General features: G+C 73.0%; 13 protein-coding genes. 11 read left to right on the forward strand and 2 right to left on the reverse strand.

Translation table 11 applies throughout. From position 1 onward, the window contains the following. Positions 1 to 125 precede the first annotated feature (125 nt). From rpoZ to PZB77_RS26960, 4 genes are all read left to right on the forward strand, one after another. The gene (gene rpoZ / locus PZB77_RS26945) at positions 126 to 398 is read left to right on the forward strand and encodes a DNA-directed RNA polymerase subunit omega (protein ID WP_003970369.1); all 273 of its coding nucleotides are present in this window, start codon (positions 126 to 128) and stop codon (positions 396 to 398) included. A 171-nt stretch (positions 399 to 569) separates the two neighbouring features. Next, a complete protein-coding gene (coaBC, locus tag PZB77_RS26950; protein ID WP_275495219.1) occupies positions 570 to 1775 on the forward strand; it encodes a bifunctional phosphopantothenoylcysteine decarboxylase/phosphopantothenate--cysteine ligase CoaBC in 1206 nt (401 codons plus the stop codon). A 238-nt stretch (positions 1776 to 2013) separates the two neighbouring features. Then, on the forward strand, positions 2014 to 3234 hold the full coding sequence (gene metK / locus PZB77_RS26955; RefSeq protein WP_275495220.1) for a methionine adenosyltransferase: 1221 nt from the start codon (positions 2014 to 2016) through the stop codon (positions 3232 to 3234). Positions 3235 to 3356: 122 nt separating this feature from the next. Next, positions 3357 to 5501, forward strand: a complete 2145-nt coding sequence (locus tag PZB77_RS26960) for a primosomal protein N' (RefSeq protein ID WP_275495221.1) — start codon at positions 3357 to 3359, stop codon at positions 5499 to 5501. Positions 5502 to 5514: 13 nt separating this feature from the next. Here PZB77_RS26960 and PZB77_RS26965 read toward each other — a convergent pair whose 3' ends face one another. Continuing rightward, positions 5515 to 6069 carry a hypothetical protein gene (locus tag PZB77_RS26965; protein WP_275495222.1) on the reverse strand — a complete coding sequence of 185 codons (555 nt, stop codon included), beginning with the start codon at positions 6067 to 6069 and terminating at the stop codon, positions 5515 to 5517. A 338-nt stretch (positions 6070 to 6407) separates the two neighbouring features. Here PZB77_RS26965 and fmt point away from each other — a divergent pair, with 338 nt between their 5' ends. The 4 genes from fmt to PZB77_RS26985 all read left to right on the forward strand — a co-directional run bounded on the left by fmt (position 6408) and on the right by PZB77_RS26985 (position 10821). Next, positions 6408 to 7340, forward strand: a complete 933-nt coding sequence (gene fmt / locus PZB77_RS26970) for a methionyl-tRNA formyltransferase (RefSeq protein WP_275495223.1) — start codon at positions 6408 to 6410, stop codon at positions 7338 to 7340. Positions 7341 to 7421: 81 nt separating this feature from the next. Beyond that, positions 7422 to 8855: a transcription antitermination factor NusB gene (locus PZB77_RS26975; RefSeq protein ID WP_275495224.1), complete on the forward strand. Its 1434-nt coding sequence runs from the start codon at positions 7422 to 7424 to the stop codon at positions 8853 to 8855. Positions 8856 to 9009: 154 nt separating this feature from the next. After that, positions 9010 to 9693, forward strand: coding sequence for a ribulose-phosphate 3-epimerase (gene rpe / locus PZB77_RS26980; protein WP_275495225.1), 684 nt, complete (start codon positions 9010 to 9012; stop codon positions 9691 to 9693). A gap of 132 nt (positions 9694 to 9825) precedes the next feature. After that, a complete protein-coding gene (locus PZB77_RS26985) occupies positions 9826 to 10821 on the forward strand; it encodes a sugar-binding domain-containing protein (RefSeq protein ID WP_275496233.1) in 996 nt (331 codons plus the stop codon). A gap of 71 nt (positions 10822 to 10892) precedes the next feature. Here the strand turns inward: PZB77_RS26985 and PZB77_RS26990 are convergent, their stop codons facing one another. Further along, positions 10893 to 11948, reverse strand: coding sequence for a terpene cyclase (locus tag PZB77_RS26990; protein WP_275495226.1), 1056 nt, complete (start codon positions 11946 to 11948; stop codon positions 10893 to 10895). Between the two features lie 382 nt (positions 11949 to 12330). On the opposite strand from PZB77_RS26990, the gene PZB77_RS26995 reads away from it, so the two are divergent. The 3 genes from PZB77_RS26995 to PZB77_RS27005 all read left to right on the forward strand — a co-directional run bounded on the left by PZB77_RS26995 (position 12331) and on the right by PZB77_RS27005 (position 16038). Beyond that, positions 12331 to 13797, forward strand: a complete 1467-nt coding sequence (locus PZB77_RS26995) for a GuaB1 family IMP dehydrogenase-related protein (RefSeq protein WP_275495227.1) — start codon at positions 12331 to 12333, stop codon at positions 13795 to 13797. A 215-nt stretch (positions 13798 to 14012) separates the two neighbouring features. Next, on the forward strand, positions 14013 to 15470 hold the full coding sequence (locus PZB77_RS27000) for an aldehyde dehydrogenase family protein (RefSeq protein WP_275495228.1): 1458 nt from the start codon (positions 14013 to 14015) through the stop codon (positions 15468 to 15470). 109 nt (positions 15471 to 15579) lie between these two features. Beyond that, complete coding sequence (locus PZB77_RS27005; protein ID WP_275495229.1) at positions 15580 to 16038, forward strand: Lrp/AsnC family transcriptional regulator; 459 nt, start codon at positions 15580 to 15582, stop codon at positions 16036 to 16038. The last annotated feature ends 16 nt before the right edge of the window (positions 16039 to 16054 follow it).

Here is a 16054-nt window from a genome sequence, read left to right on the forward strand (position 1 = left end):
GGAAACGACGCGATCGGCCCCCCGGGCCACCGCCGAGTGTTCAGTCGCACCGCACGGATCAGCGCCGGCCGGCAGCCGCAGCATCAAAGATCTCTTTGATCTACACCCCCTTCGGAAGGCAGAGAGTGTCCTCTTCCATCACCACGCCCGAGGGCATCATCAACCCGCCGATTGATGAGCTCCTCGAGGCCACCGACTCGAAGTACAGCCTGGTGATCTACGCCGCCAAGCGCGCGCGTCAGATCAACGCGTACTACTCGCAGCTCGGTGAAGGCCTCCTCGAGTACGTCGGTCCGCTCGTCGACACCCACGTCCACGAGAAGCCGCTGTCGATCGCGCTTCGCGAGATCAACGCCGGCCTGCTGACCTCGGAGGCCATCGAGGGCCCCGCGCAGTAAGCGGCACCACATCCTGCCGAGAGCAGGAAGCTCGCACCTTCACCCCGGGCCCGGCGGATCATCCGCCGGGCCCGGGGTGCGTCCGCGGGCCGGTCGCACCGGGCCGCCGGACCCCGGGCGGGGGCGGTGGGGCAGCATGGAGGGACACCGAGCCGAGTGCGGGGAGACGCAGTGGAGAAGCCGAAGGTCGTTCTGGGGGTCAGCGGCGGCATCGCCGCCTACAAGGCGTGCGAGCTGCTGCGCCGGCTGACCGAGTCCGGACACGACGTACGAGTCGTGCCCACCGCGGCCTCCCTCCACTTCGTCGGCGCCGCCACCTGGTCCGCGCTCTCGGGCCACCCGGTCTCCACCGAGGTCTGGAACGACGTCCACGAGGTCCCGCACGTGCGGACCGGGCAGAGCGCCGACCTCGTGGTGGTCGCCCCGGCCACCGCCGACATGCTGGCCAAGGCCGCCCACGGCCTCGCCGACGACCTGCTCACCAACACCCTGCTCACCGCCCGCTGCCCGGTCGTCTTCGCGCCCGCGATGCACACCGAGATGTGGGAGCACCCCGCCACCCAGGAGAACGTCGCCACCCTGCGCCGCCGGGGAGCGGTCGTGGTCGAACCCGCGGTCGGCCGCCTCACCGGCGCGGACACCGGCAAGGGCCGGCTCCCCGACCCCGCCGAGATCTTCGAGGTCTGCCGCCGGGTGCTGGCGCGGGGCGCCGCCGGCCCCGACCTGGCGGGGCGCCACGTGGTCGTCTCCGCCGGTGGCACCCGCGAACCGCTGGACCCGGTCCGCTTCCTGGGCAACCGGTCCTCCGGCAAGCAGGGGTACGCGCTCGCGCGCACCGCCGTCGCCCGGGGCGCCCGGGTCACGCTGGTCGAGGCCAACACCGGCCTGCCCGACCCGGCCGGCGCGGACGTGGTGCACGTGGGCACCGCCGTCCAGCTGCGGGAGGCCGTGCTGAAGGCGGCGGCCGACGCGGACGTGGTGGTGATGGCCGCGGCCGTCGCCGACTTCCGGCCCGCCACGTACGCCGAGGGGAAGATCAAGAAGCGCGACGACCGCGCGGATCCGGTCATTGAGCTCGTGCGTAATCCGGACATCCTCGCCGAGGTCTCCGCCGAACGGGCCGCACCCGGACAGGTGGTCGTGGGATTCGCCGCGGAGACCGACGAGGTGCTCGCCAACGGGCGCGAGAAACTCCGCCGCAAGGGGTGTGACCTCCTCGTGGTGAACGAGGTGGGCGAGCACAAGACCTTCGGTTCCGCCGAGAACGAAGCGGTCGTCCTGGCCCCGGACGGCACGGAGACGGCCGTGCCCTACGGGCCCAAGGAGGGTCTGGCGGACACTTTGTGGGATCTGGTCGTCGCACGCTTCCCGGAGTAGATTCACCCCCGCCGAGCCCGTGGAAGGGGCGAAGGAGAAGATAGGCCTTCACCACGCTTCCGCGGGAGGAACCGCACCCCGGGTTCTTCGGTGCCGCACGTCACAGCGCTCCAAGGGGCGAGACGCGTGGCCCAACCGCAGGAAGCGACCGATAAACTGGTCGCGGAACGTGCCGGGCGCAGCTCCCGACCGTTCCACCCATGATCAGCCAGCAGCCGCTGCAACCCCAGGGAGCGATGTGTCCCGCCGTCTCTTCACCTCGGAGTCCGTCACCGAGGGTCACCCCGACAAGATCGCTGACCAGATCAGCGACACGATTCTCGACGCGCTCCTGCGCGAGGACCCCACCTCGCGCGTCGCCGTCGAGACCTTGATCACCACTGGTCTGGTGCACGTCGCGGGTGAGGTCACGACCAAGGCCTACGCCGACATCCCCAACCTCGTGCGCAACAAGATCCTGGAGATCGGCTACGACTCCTCCAAGAAGGGCTTCGACGGCGCCTCCTGCGGCGTCTCGGTGTCCATCGGAGCGCAGTCCCCGGACATCGCCCAGGGCGTCGACACCGCGTACGAGAAGCGGGTGCTGGGTGCGGCGGTCGTCGAGGACGACGAGCTCGACAAGCAGGGCGCGGGCGACCAGGGCCTGATGTTCGGGTACGCCTGCGACGAGACGCCCGAGCTGATGCCGCTCCCGATCTACGTGGCGCACCGGCTCTCCCGCCGTCTCTCCGACGTCCGCAAGAACGGCACCATCCCCTACCTGCGCCCCGACGGCAAGACGCAGGTCACCATCGAGTACGACGGTGACAAGGCCGTCCGGCTCGACACGGTCGTCGTCTCCTCGCAGCACGCCTCGGACATCGACCTCGACTCGCTGCTCGCCCCCGACATCCGCGAGTTCGTCGTGGAGCACGTGCTGGCCCAGCTCATCGAGGACGGCATCAAGCTCGACACCGAGGGGTACCGCCTGCTGGTGAACCCGACCGGACGCTTCGAGATCGGCGGCCCGATGGGCGACGCCGGCCTCACCGGCCGCAAGATCATCATCGACACCTACGGCGGCATGGCCCGTCACGGCGGCGGCGCCTTCTCGGGCAAGGACCCGTCCAAGGTCGACCGGTCCGCCGCGTACGCCATGCGCTGGGTGGCCAAGAACGTCGTCGCAGCCGGGCTCGCCGCCCGCTGCGAGGTGCAGGTGGCGTACGCGATCGGCAAGGCCGAGCCCGTCGGTCTCTTCGTCGAGACCTTCGGCACCGCCGCGGTGGACACCGAGAAGATCGAGCACGCCATCGGTGAGGTCTTCGACCTCCGCCCGGCCGCGATCATCCGCGACCTGGACCTGCTCCGTCCGATCTACGCGCAGACGGCGGCGTACGGCCACTTCGGCCGCGAGCTCCCCGACTTCACCTGGGAGCGCACCGACCGGGTGGACGCGCTGCGCGCGGCCGCCGGCCTGTAGGACACCGCCTCCGGCGGACTTCCCGTACACAGGGCCGGGGCCCGCACACCCTCACGGTGTGCGGGCCCCGGCCCTGTGCCGTGCGCCGCGGGCTGTCGGACCCCTCTGGTAGGAATGTGGCTGTGAGCAGCGACGACGGGCGGGCGGACGAGCCGGGGGACGGCATGCCGGAACAGCTCGAGCTGATCCGGGAGACCGTGCGCCGGGCGAAGGTCCCGCGCGCCAAACCGCGGACCTGGCGGGGGGCGCCGCTCGCCGCCGAGCTGCCCGTCGCCCGGGTCCTGGTGAACAAGGGCGTGCTCCACCTCGACCAGTACTTCGACTACGCGGTGCCCGAGGAGCTCGACGCCGACGCGCAGCCGGGGGTCCGGGTGCGGGTCCGTTTCGGCGCCGGCGGGCGCCAGGTCCGGGGCGGCCGGCGAGAGGGCGGCGGCCTGATCGACGGGTTCCTCGTCGAGCGCCGGGCCGAGTCGGACTACCAGGGGGCGCTCGCCGCGCTCGCCTACGTCGTCTCGCCGGAGCAGGTCCTCGGGCCGGAACTGCTGGCGCTGGCACGCGCGGTCGCCGACCGGTACGCGGGCAGCCTCGCCGACGTGCTCCAGCTCGCCGTGCCGCCGCGCAACGGCCGCGCCGAGAGCAGGCCCTCGCCCGAGCCGCTGCCGCCGCCCCCGGCCCCGGAGGCGGGCAGCTGGGAGCGGTACGCCCAGGGGCCCGGCTTCCTGCGCGCCCTCGCCGAGGGCGGATCGCCCCGGGCGGTGTGGACCGCCCTGCCCGGACCGCACTGGCCGCACGAGATCGCCCGGGCCGTCGCGGCCACCCTCGCCTCGGGGCGCGGCGCGCTCGTCGTCGTCCCGGACGGGCGGGCCGCCGGTCGGGTCGACGCCGCGCTGACCGCTCTGCTGGGGCCGGGCCTGCACGCCCTGCTCACCGCGGAGTCCGGCCCCGAGGCCCGCTACCGCCAGTGGCTCGCCGTGCGGCGCGGCTCGGTCCGCGCGGTGGTCGGGACCCGGGCGGCGATGTTCGCCCCCGTCGCGGACCTGGGGCTCGTCGTGATCTGGGAGGACGGCGACTCCAGCCACAGCGACGACAACGCCCCCTTCCCGCACGTCCGGGAGGTGCTGGAGCTGCGGGCCGCCCACGGACGCTGCGGGTTCCTGCTCGGCGCCACCGGCTGCACGGTGGAGGCCGCCCAGCTCGTCGAGACCGGCTGGGCGCTGCCGCTGGCCGCGCCCCGCGAGCAGGTGCGCCGCAGCGCCCCTCTGGTCCGTACGGTCGGCGACGAGCAGCTCGCCCGGGACGGTGCCGCCCGCTCCGCCCGGCTGCCCAGCCTCGCCTGGCAGACCGCCCGTGACGGGTTGCGCGACGGCCCGGTCCTGGTCCAGGTCCCGCGCCGGGGCTACGCCCCCCGCCTCGCCTGCGAACGCTGCCGTACGCCGGCCCGCTGCCGGCACTGCGCAGGACCGCTCCAGGCCCAGGACCAGCGGGAACTCGACTGCGCCTGGTGCGGACGCCCCGAGCACGGGTGGCACTGCGCCGCGTGCGGGAGCGACCGGCTGCGCGCCCGGATCGTCGGGGCCCGGCGTACGGCGGACGAGCTCGGCCGCGCCTTCCCCGCCGTGCCCGTCCGCACCTCGGGCCGCGACCACATCCTGGACGAGGTACCGGGCGAGCCCGCCCTCGTGGTGAGCACACCGGGGGCGGAGCCCGTCGCCGAAGGCGGTTACGCGGCGGCGCTGCTCCTCGACGGATGGGCCATGCTCGGCCGGCCCGACCTCCGGGCGGGAGAGGAGGCGCTGCGCCGCTGGATCTCCGCCGCCTCGCTGGTCCGGGGGCAGGAGGAGGGCGGCACCGTGGTCGTCGTGGCCGAACCGACGCTCGGGCCCGTCCAGGCGCTGGTGCGGTGGGACCCGGCCGGGTTCGCCCGCCGGGAGCTCGCCGAGCGGGCCGAACTCGGCTTCCCGCCCGTCTCCCGGATGGCCTCGGTGACGGGCACTCCCGGGGCGCTCACCGCGTTCCTGGAGAGCGCGGGGCTGCCGCCGGAGGCCGAGGTCCTCGGACCGGTACCGGTGCACTCCGCCGGACCTGGCCGGCCCCGCCGGACCGGGGACGCGCCGCAGGGGGAGACGTGGGAGCGGCTGCTGATCCGGGTGGTTCCCGGACGGGGTGCCGCTCTCGCCGCCGCGCTGAAGGCGGCTCAGGCCGCGCGGACCGCCCGGGGCGGGGCGGAGCCCGTACGCATCCGGATCGATCCGCCCGACATCGGCTGAACGCCGGCCCGCGTCAGCCGTTGCGCGGACCGGGGAAGGCGCCCGGTCGCAGCTCCGCACGCAGGGGTGCGCCGCCCGGCGAGGACTGCGGCGGCATCGAACGGGCGGCGGGGACGGTCGGCATCGGCGCGCCCGCGGCGGGCGAGGGCGCCGGTTCGTCCGGAGCCGTCGCGGAGCGCCCGGACGCCGGTTCGGCGGCCTCCCCGGCGGGCTGCGGAGCCGTCCGGCGCGCGCCGTAGCGGCGGTGCACCGCCTGCTTGGTGACGCCGAGGGCGGACCCCACCGCGTCCCAGGAGAAGCCCAGCGAACGGTCGAAGTCGACCGCAGCGGTGACGAGGGTCTCGACGCTGTCCCGCAGCTCCTGGGCGAGACGGACCGTGGGGGCCGGGGCCCGCCCGTACACCACGAAGCCCGCGGACGGACCCGAGCGGCGCGGACGGTAGACGTTGCCCAGCTGCGCGGTGAGGGTGCGCAGGGCGTCCACCTGCCGCCTGACCCGCTCGATGTCCCGCACCAGGAGATGCAGACTGGCCCGCGCTTGGGCGTCGTGCGTTGCGTGGTCGGCCATGAAGAAGCCTCTCGAACCGGCGTTGAAAGGGATCGGGCCGCCGCAGCGCGGCGACTCGCTTCGGTCAATCTCCTTTGACCAACGCCCGACCCGCCCTTCTGGTCACGCTCTGCGGGCGTTTCCGCATGTGCGCCCGGCGTACGCCAGCGCGTGCGCCCCCTCGGAGGGCGCCCGTGCCCGGCTCCTCGCTCCGCGGCCCTCCGCGCGGGGCCGGCCGGGCCCGCGCTCCGGCGGCGCCCGGCCCGCGGAACCGGCGCCCGCAGCCCGTCCGCACCCGGGGTCATAGACTGGTGCGCTGCTCGTCCCCGTACGCCCGCCCGAGAGGCAGTCAGCCACCCATGAAGCTCGTCTTCGCAGGCACCCCCGAGGTCGCAGTCCCCGCCCTGGACGCTCTGATCGCCTCCGGCCGCCACGAGGTGGCCGCCGTGGTCACACGGCCCGACGCACCGGCGGGCCGGGGACGGCGACTGGTCGCCAGCCCGGTCGCCGAGCGGGCCGAGGAGGCCGGCATCGAGGTCCTCAAGCCGGCCCGTCCGCGCGACGAGGCCTTCCTGGAGCGGCTCCGCGAGATCGCCCCCGACTGCTGCCCGGTCGTCGCCTACGGCGCGCTGCTGCCCAAGGCGGCCCTGGACATCCCCGCCCGGGGCTGGGTCAACCTGCACTTCTCCCTGCTCCCCGCCTGGCGCGGCGCGGCCCCCGTGCAGCACTCCGTGATGGCCGGGGACGAGGTCACCGGAGCCTCGACCTTCCTGATCGAGGAGGGTCTGGACTCCGGACCCGTCTACGGGGTCCTCACCGAGGAGGTGCGGCCCACCGACACCAGCGGTGACCTGCTGACCCGGCTCGCCTTCGCCGGATCGGGGCTGCTCGTCGCGACGATGGACGGCATCGAGGACGGCACCCTGCACGCCGTTCCCCAGCCGGCCGACGGGGTCACCCTCGCACCGAAGATCACCGTCGAGGACGCCCAGGTGCAGTGGTCGGCGCCCGCCCTGCGGGTCGACCGGATCGTGCGCGGGTGCACGCCGGCCCCCGGTGCCTGGACGCTCTTCCGCGGCGAGCGCCTCAAGATCGTCCAGGCCGCCCCGGTGCTCGACCGCCGTGACCTCGCCCCGGGCGAGATCTCCGCCGCCAAGAAGAACGTGTACGTGGGCACCGGCTCGCACGCCGTCGAACTGCTCTGGGTGCAGCCCCAGGGCAAGAAGCCCATGCAGGCCGCCGACTGGGCGCGCGGTGTCCGTATCCTCCCCGGCGAGCTGCTCGGAGCGTGAGAGTCGTCGTTCCGTCACCGGGTGGACGGCGGCGTAGGGTGGATGGGTTCGCCCCCTCACCATCAGCGGAGCACCTTTCACGTGAACGACCAGCCGCGTCGCCGTCCCGCCCAGCCCCACCGCCGCCCCAAGAAGGACCCGGTGCGGTTCCTGGCCTTCGAGGCCCTGCGCGCCGTCGACGAGCGTGACGCCTACGCCAACCTCGTCCTGCCCCCGCTGCTGAAGAAGGCCCGGGCCAAGGGCGACTTCGACAGCCGCGACGCGGCGCTGGCGACGGAGCTGGTCTACGGGACGCTGCGCCGGCAGGGCACGTACGACGCGATCGTGGCGGCCTGCATCGACCGGCCGCTGCGCGAGGTCGACCCGCCCGTGCTCGACGTCCTCAACATGGGGGTCCACCAGCTGCTCGGCACCCGCATCCCCACCCACGCCGCGGTCTCCGCCAGTGTCGAACTGGCGCGTGTGGTGCTGGGGGAGGGGCGGGCCAAGTTCGTCAACGCGGTGCTGCGCAAGGTCACCGCGAAGGACCTGGACGCCTGGCTCGACCAGGTCGCCCCCTCCTTCGAGGAGGACGCCGAAGCGCACCTCGCCGTGGTCCACTCGCACCCGCGCTGGGTGGTCTCCGCCCTCTGGGACTCCCTCGGCGGCGGCCGGGCCGGCATCGAGGACCTCCTCGACGCCGACAACGAGCGCCCCGAGGTCACCCTGGTGGCCCGCCCCGGACGCTCCACCACCGACGAACTGGCCGAAGCGCTGGGCGAGGAGCAGTCCCTCCCCGGCCGCTGGTCCCCGTACGCCGTGCGGATGGCCGAGGGCGGCGAGCCCGGCGCCCTGGCCGCCGTGCGGGACGGCCGGGCCGGTGTGCAGGACGAGGGCAGCCAGCTCGTCGCCGCCGCGCTCGCCAACGCCCCCCTGGAGGGCGACGACACCCGCTGGCTCGACGGCTGCGCCGGTCCCGGCGGCAAGGCCGCGCTCCTGGCCGCGCTCGCCGCCGGTCGCGGCGCCGCCCTGCTCGCCGCCGAGAAGCAGCCGCACCGTGCGCGCCTGGTGGAGCGGACGCTGGCCGGCAACCCGGGTCCCTACCAGGTGATCACCGCCGACGGCACCCGTCCGCCGTGGCGGCCCGGCAGCTTCGACCGCGTCCTGATGGACGTGCCCTGCTCCGGGCTGGGCGCGCTGCGCCGCCGCCCGGAGGCGCGCTGGCGCCGCCGGCCCGAGGACCTGGAGAGCTTCGCCCCACTCCAGCGCGGGCTGCTGCGCGAGGCGCTGAAGGCGGTCCGCGTGGGCGGAGTCGTCGGCTACGCGACCTGCTCCCCGCACCTCGCCGAGACCCGGACCGTGGTGGAGGACGTCCTCAAGGGGCGCGGCGGCGACCCCGTCGAGGCGCAATGGGTGGACGCCCGTCCCCTGATGCCCGGCGTTCCCGCACTGGGTGACGGCCCCGACGTCCAGCTCTGGCCCCATCTGCACGGCACCGACGCGATGTACCTCGCGGTGCTGCGGCGTACGGGCTGAACGGCCGGCCCCGCCTCCGGGGGCGCGGCGCGCGGCCCTTCCCTCCGGCGGAGGGGCGGCGGAGGGACGCGGGTTGCCCGAACCGTGACCACCCCGTGAGGCTTTGGGGCTCCCCGTGGCGGGGAACCGCTCCGGAGCATGGCAGGCTGGGGGCATGGCCCAGATCAACCCCAGCATTCTCTCCGCCGACTTCGCCCGTCTCGCCGATGAGGCGAAGGCGGTGCGGGGCGCCGACTGGCTCCACGTCGACGTGATGGACAACCACTTCGTACCCAACCTGACCCTCGGTCCGCCCGTCGTGGAGTCACTGAGCCGGGCCACCGACACCCCGCTCGACTGTCACCTCATGATCGAGGACCCGGACCGCTGGGCCCCGGCGTACGTCGAGGCGGGTGCCGGTTCCGTCACCTTCCACGTGGAGGCGGCGGCCGCTCCGGTCCGGCTCGCGCGGGAGATCCGGGCCAAGGGCGCGCGGGCGTCGATGGCGCTCAAGCCGGCGACGCCCATCGAGCCGTACGAGGACCTGCTCCCCGAACTCGACATGCTGTTGATCATGACCGTGGAGCCGGGCTTCGGGGGGCAGGCGTTCCTCGACATCATGCTGCCGAAGATCCGTCGCACCCGTGACCTGATCTCCCGGCGCGGTCTGGACCTGTGGCTGCAGATCGACGGCGGGGTCTCCGCGGAGACCATCGAGCGTTGCGCCGAGGCGGGCGCGGACGTGTTCGTCGCGGGTTCCGCGGTGTACGGGGCGGCCGACCCGGCCGAGGCGGTGCGCGCGCTGCGGGCCAAGGCGGAGAAGGCGACCGCCGCGGCGCCCTGGGCATGCGGCCACTGAGCCAAGGGCAGATGAACGCGGCCCGACGAGGCCGATCAAGTTCGCCGGATCTGACAGGATGAGCGGCGTAGCGGGCATGTGAACAGCAGTGAGGAGATCGCGGTGTCTGGCATCTCGGCGGGTCGGTCAGCCATGCGGATGGGCCCCGCGGAGCTCGTGCAGGCGGCGGCCATGGCTCGGCGGTTCTATCTGGAGGGCAAGTCCAAGATCCAGATCGCCGAGGAGTTCGGCGTCAGCCGCTTCAAGGTGGCGCGGGTCCTGGAGACGGCGCTCGAGCGTGATCTCGTGCGCATCGAGATCCGGGTACCGGCCGAGCTGGACGCGGAGCGTTCCGACGCGCTGCGTTCCCGGTACGGGCTGCGGCACGCGGTCGTCGTGGAGTCCCCGGCGGAGGAGCAGGACGACGCTCCCGACCCGGAGAACCTGGGCGAGGTCGCGGCCGATCTGCTCGGCGAACTGGTGAACGAGGGCGATGTCCTCGGACTGGCCTGGGGCCGGTCCACCATCCACATGGCGGCGGCGCTCGACCAGCTGCCTCCGTGCACGGTGGTCCAGCTGACCGGTGTGTACGACGCGGGCACGGCCGAACGCGGCTCCGTCGAGGCGGTCCGGCGGGCCGCGCAGGTCTCCGGCGGCGAGGCGCACCCCATCTACGCCCCGATGCTGCTGCCGGACCCGGCCACCGCCGCCGCGCTCCGCCATCAGACCGGGATCGCGCGCGCCTTCGACTACTTCGACAAGGTGACGGTGGCCGCGGTCTCCATCGGCTCCTGGGAGCCGGGCATCTCCACCGTCCACGACATGCTGTCGGACGAGGAGCGCGCCCACTACGCCTCCCTCGGCGTCGCGGCCGAGATGTCCGCCCACCTCTTCGACGCCGAGGGGCGGCGGGTCGGCCGGGACCTGGGCGAGCGGTGCATCACGGTGGAGGCCGACCGGCTGCGCCGCATCCCGGAGGTCGTCGCCATCGCGGGCGGCCAGCGCAAGGCTGCGGCGATCGGAGCGGTGCTCCGCTCGGGCCTGGTGACCAGCCTCGTGACGGACACCGCCGCCGCCGACTACCTGCTGACCGAGTCGGCCGCCGGCATCCGGCCCGCCCTGGAGCGGGCCGACCCGGACGGCCACTGACCGCAGCCGCACGTCGAAGAGGCCGGCCCCCGTCGTGGGGGCCGGCCTCTTCGACGTGCGCGGGAGAGGTGTCAGCCCCGCCCGTTGCCGGCGGCTTGAGCCGCGTGGTCGGCCGCGATGCCGAGGACCGCTTCCTCCAGGTACCTGCCGGGCTCCTGGTACTGGCCGACGCTGGCGGAGTCGTAGCGGGGCGTCTGCCGGGACCAGTCGAGGTTGCCGCGCATCCAGCTGCGCATCCCGTCCAGGTAGGGCACGAGCAGGGGGGACAACTGGGGGTACAGGTCGAGGAGTTCGTCCTCCGCCGTCAGGAACCGCTCGGTCTCCGTGGCGATCCGCTCCGCGACCAGGTCGAGCGCCTCCTGCTCACCGAGCCCGCGGTGGTGGCGGACGAGGTGGACGAGGTTGTGGATCTCGCCGAGGACCTGCTCCTTCTCGTAGGAGTAGACGTCGTTGGCCCAGCAGACCACGTTGCACGAGGCTTCGAGGGCGGTGATGAAGCGGGGGTCGTTGTGGATCGACTCGGGCGCCTCGATCCCGGCGACGATCTCTATGAGGTCCATGCAGACCTGTATCGCCCCGGTGTGGCGCCGCTTGGCGATGTACGTCTCCTCCGACGGCACGACGTCGTCCGCGCGGTTTCCCGCCTCCCAGGTGGTGGCCGTGGTCAGGTAGGCGACCAGGTGGAAGGCGAAGCGGGTGCGCCAGTGCGGGGCGACCCCGGGAACCGTGCGTTCCCACAGGTCGGCCAGGGCCACCACGGCCCGGGGCGGGTCCTCCTCCCGCTCCGGGTCCGGGGCACTGCCGTCCACCACGGCGCGCATCCGGTCGACCACGTTCCGCACCCGCTCGGGATCACGGCCGAGATGGCCGTCGTCGAGCTGGTCGTCGACGAGGAACAGCCAGACGAACCAGTCGGCCACCAGGTCCAGTCGCGCCGGGTCCGCCGTGGGGTGCACCATGCCGACGAACGCGGCGAAGTCGGCTTGTTCGAACCGTTGGCGCGCGGCCTCGCGGTGCACCAGCCCGGTGCGGCGCGTCCATTCGGCGAGATGTCTGCGGGTGTGACCGACGTGCGGATTCGTGCGCTGGGGGAACGGGCAGTAAATGTCCGGCAGTTCACTTTCCACGGGCGGATCCGGGTCCTCTCCGGTCATTCGCGTGACGGGCGGCCGGGAACGCGCTCACGGCGCCCCCGGTACCCCCAGGCCGTGTCGGGCGGTTACCGCCGATCCGGCGCTGCTCGTCGGACACGGCCTACACCTGCGGTGGGTGAAACTACCTGACTGCTTGTCACCTGGTCCAGCCTGGGAGATCATCCCGTATTCGAATCCTGTTCGATTGTCTGGCGGTGGTGTGTGCCCGCCGTGGGATCGGGGTAGGTTCCGCCGGTCGGACCGTGCCTCGCGCGAGGCCGCCGACACGCCTTTGGAGGAACCTACGAGCGAGCGCGGCCATCGCTGTTCCTTTTCCGGGGCGACCTGCGGCGATTCCCGTGGAACCATGGGTGACATGCGTTTTCTCGAACCTGGCACCGGCCGCTACTCAGACACCCCGTCCGTCCCGTACGACCTCACGTACGACGACGTCTTCATGGTTCCGGGGCGTTCGGCGGTCGGATCGCGCCAAGGAGTGGATCTCTCCGCGCCGGACGGCACCGGGACGACCATCCCGCTCGTGGTGGCCAACATGACCGCCATCGCCGGACGGCGGATGGCCGAAACCGTCGCCCGTCGCGGCGGCCTCGTCGTCATCCCGCAGGACATCCCGATCGAGGTCGTCACCGACGTCATCTCCTGGGTCAAGACGCGCCACCTCGTCCTCGACACCCCCATCGTGCTGGCCCCGGGCCAGACCGTCGCGGACGCCCTCTCACTGCTGCCCAAGCGCGCCCACGGCGCCGGTGTCGTGGTGGACGAGGACGGCAAGCCGGTCGGCGTCGTCACCGACCACGACCTGACCGGCGTGGACCGCTTCACCCAGCTCTCCGAGGTCATGTCCAGGGACCTGGTCGTGCTCGACGCGGACATCGACCCCCGCGAGGCCTTCAACCGGCTCGACAACGCCAACCGCAAGCTCGCTCCCGCCGTCGACGCCCAGGGCCGGCTCGTCGGCATCCTCACCCGCAAGGCGGCGCTGCGCGCCACCCTGTACAAGCCCGCCACCGACGCCCGGGGACGGTTGCGCGTCGCCGCCGCCGTCGGCATCAACGGCGACGTGGCCGGCAAGGCGAAGCAGCTCGTCGACGCCGGGGTGGACACCCTCGTCGTGGACACCGCCCACGGCCACCAGGAATCCATGATCAGCGCGGTCCGCGCGGTGCGCGCCCTCGACCCGCACGTGCCGATCGTCGCGGGGAACATCGTCGCCGCCGAAGGCGTGCGCGACCTCGTCGAGGCCGGGGCGGACATCATCAAGGTCGGCGTCGGACCCGGCGCCATGTGCACCACGCGCATGATGACCGGCGTCGGCCGGCCCCAGTTCTCCGCCGTCCTGGAATGTGCCGCCGAGGCGAAGAAGTACGGCAAGCACGTCTGGGCGGACGGTGGCGTCCGCCACCCGCGCGACGTGGCCATGGCCCTCGCGGCCGGCGCCTCCAACGTGATGATCGGCTCCTGGTTCGCCGGTACGTACGAGTCGCCCGGAGACCTCCAGCAGTCGGCGGACGGCCGGTACTACAAGGAGTCCTTCGGCATGGCCTCGGCGCGTGCGGTGAAGAACCGCACGTCGGACGAGTCGGCCTACGACCGGGCCCGCAAGGCGCTCTTCGAAGAGGGCATCTCCACCTCGCGGATGTTCCTGGACCCGACACGGCCCGGCGTCGAGGACCTGATCGACTCGATCATCGCGGGCGTCCGCTCGTCCTGCACCTATGCCGGCGCCGCCTCCCTGGAGGAGTTCGCCGAGAAGGCTGTCGTGGGCGTGCAGAGCGCCGCCGGGTACGCGGAGGGCAAGCCCCTGCACGCCAGCTGGAGCTGACCGGACGGGCCGCCCCCGGCCCGGACAACTCCCGAGCCCCCCACGACGATCCCCGTGGGGGGCTCGGTCGTACGCCGTCGGCGGGTGGCGGACCGGCCGTGGGCCCCGACTCCGGCCACGACGGGGTCCTGGCCGGTCTGCCGCTTCAACTCCAGTACGACGTAAGTAATATGAGCTCCGTTCAGTCACCCGCCCACTCTGCGGTAAGGGATCTCATGTCCTTCTTCACTGACCTGGCCCATCAGTACATCGACGGCGAGTGGCGGCCCGGCAAGGGCTCCTGGGACATCATCGACTTCAACCCGTTCGACGGGGAGAAGCTCGCCTCCATCCCCGTCGCCACGGCCGAAGAGGTGGACCAGGCCTACCGCGCCGCCGAGCGCGCCCAGCGGTCGTGGGCCGAGACCAACGCCTACAGCCGGCGCGGTGTGCTGGAGCAGGCGCTGCGCATCGTGGAGGAGCGGGAGCCGGAGATCGGTGACGCGATCGTCGCCGAACTCGGCGGCACCCGCCTCAAGGCCGCCTTCGAGCTGCACCTCGCCAAGGAGTTCCTCCGTGAGGCCATCCAGATCGCGCTGCGCCCCACCGGCCAGCTGCTCCCCTCGCCGGTCGAGGGCAAGGAGAACCGGGTCTACCGCGAGCCGGTCGGCGTGGTGGGCGTCATCAGCCCCTTCAACTTCCCTTTCCTGCTCTCCCTGAAGTCGGTCGCACCGGCGCTCGCCCTCGGCAACGCGGTCGTCCTCAAGCCGCACCAGAACACCCCGGTCGTCGGCGGTACGCTCATCGCCAAGATCTTCGAGGACGCCGGTCTGCCCGCCGGTCTGCTGAACGTCGTGGTCACCGACATCGCCGAGATCGGCGACGCCCTGCTGGAGCACCCGGTGCCGCAGGTCATCTCCTTCACCGGCTCCGACAAGGTGGGCCGGCACGTCGCGACGGTCGGCGCCGCCCACCTCAAGCGGGTCGTGCTGGAGCTCGGCGGCAACAGCGCGCTCATCGTCCTGGACGACGCCGACATCGACTACGCCGTCGACGCGGCGGTCTTCAGCCGCTTCGTCCACCAGGGCCAGGTCTGCATGGCGGCCAACCGCATCCTCGTCGACCGGTCCGTCGAGGCCGAGTTCACCGAGAAGTTCGTCGCCAAGGTCGCGTCCCTGACGGTCGGCGACCCCGCCGACCCCGCCACCCAGATCGGCCCGCTGATCAACTCCACCCAGGCCGAGGCCGTCACCAAGCTGGTCGAGCAGACCGTCGCCGGCGGCGCCACCGCGCTGCTGCGGGGCACCACGGACGGCAACCTGGTCAGCCCGTCCGTGCTCACCGGCCTCTCCGCCGACTCGCCCGTCCTCCAGCAGGAGATCTTCGGTCCCGTCGCGCTGCTCGTGCCCTTCGACGGTGAGGACGAGGCGGTCAGGATCGCGAACGACACCCCGTACGGCCTGAGCGGCGCCGTGCACACCGGCGACATCGAGCGCGGGGTGCGCGTCGGGCAGCGCATCCACACCGGAATGATCCACATCAACGACGGCACCGTGAACGACGAGCCCATCGTCCCGTTCGGCGGAGTGAAGAACTCGGGCCTCGGGCGCCTCAACGGCGAGGCGACGATCGACGCCTTCACCACCCAGAAGTGGATCTCCGTCCAGCGCGGCCGCACCCGGTTCCCCTTCTGACCGCTCCGCCACGCGAGGGGCGCCCCGGCGAGGGGCGCCCGTGGTCTACTGCGGGGGCGGCACCGCCGCCCCCGCCGGCAGCCCCTCGCAGAGAAATGAACCGCCCCCCGTGCGCCTGAACGACCTCGACGAACGCATCGTCCACGCCCTCGCCGAAGACGCCCGACGCTCCTACGCCGACATCGGCGCGCTCGTCGGCCTGTCCGCGCCCGCCGTGAAGCGCCGCGTCGACCGGCTCCGCGACCAGGGGGCGATCACCGCCTTCACCGTACGGGTCGACCCCTCCACCCTGGGCTGGGAGACGGAGGGCTTCATCGAGATCTTCTGCAGCCGCAACACCTCTCCCGACGCGATCAGGAGCGGACTGTCCCGCTACCCCGAGATCGCGTCCGCCTCCACCGTCACCGGCGACGCGGACGCCGTCGTGCAGGTCTTCGCGGCCGACATGCGCCACTTCGAGCAGGTACTCGAACGCATCGCGGGGGAACCGTACGTCGAGCGGACCAAGTCCGTCCTGGTGCTCTCCCCGCTGGTCCGCCGGTACGTCTCCGGACCGCCCGTCGAGTAGCCCGGCCCGCCTCGGG

It is taken from the genome of Streptomyces sp. AM 2-1-1 (assembly GCF_029167645.1).
GTDB lineage: Bacteria > Actinomycetota > Actinomycetes > Streptomycetales > Streptomycetaceae > Streptomyces.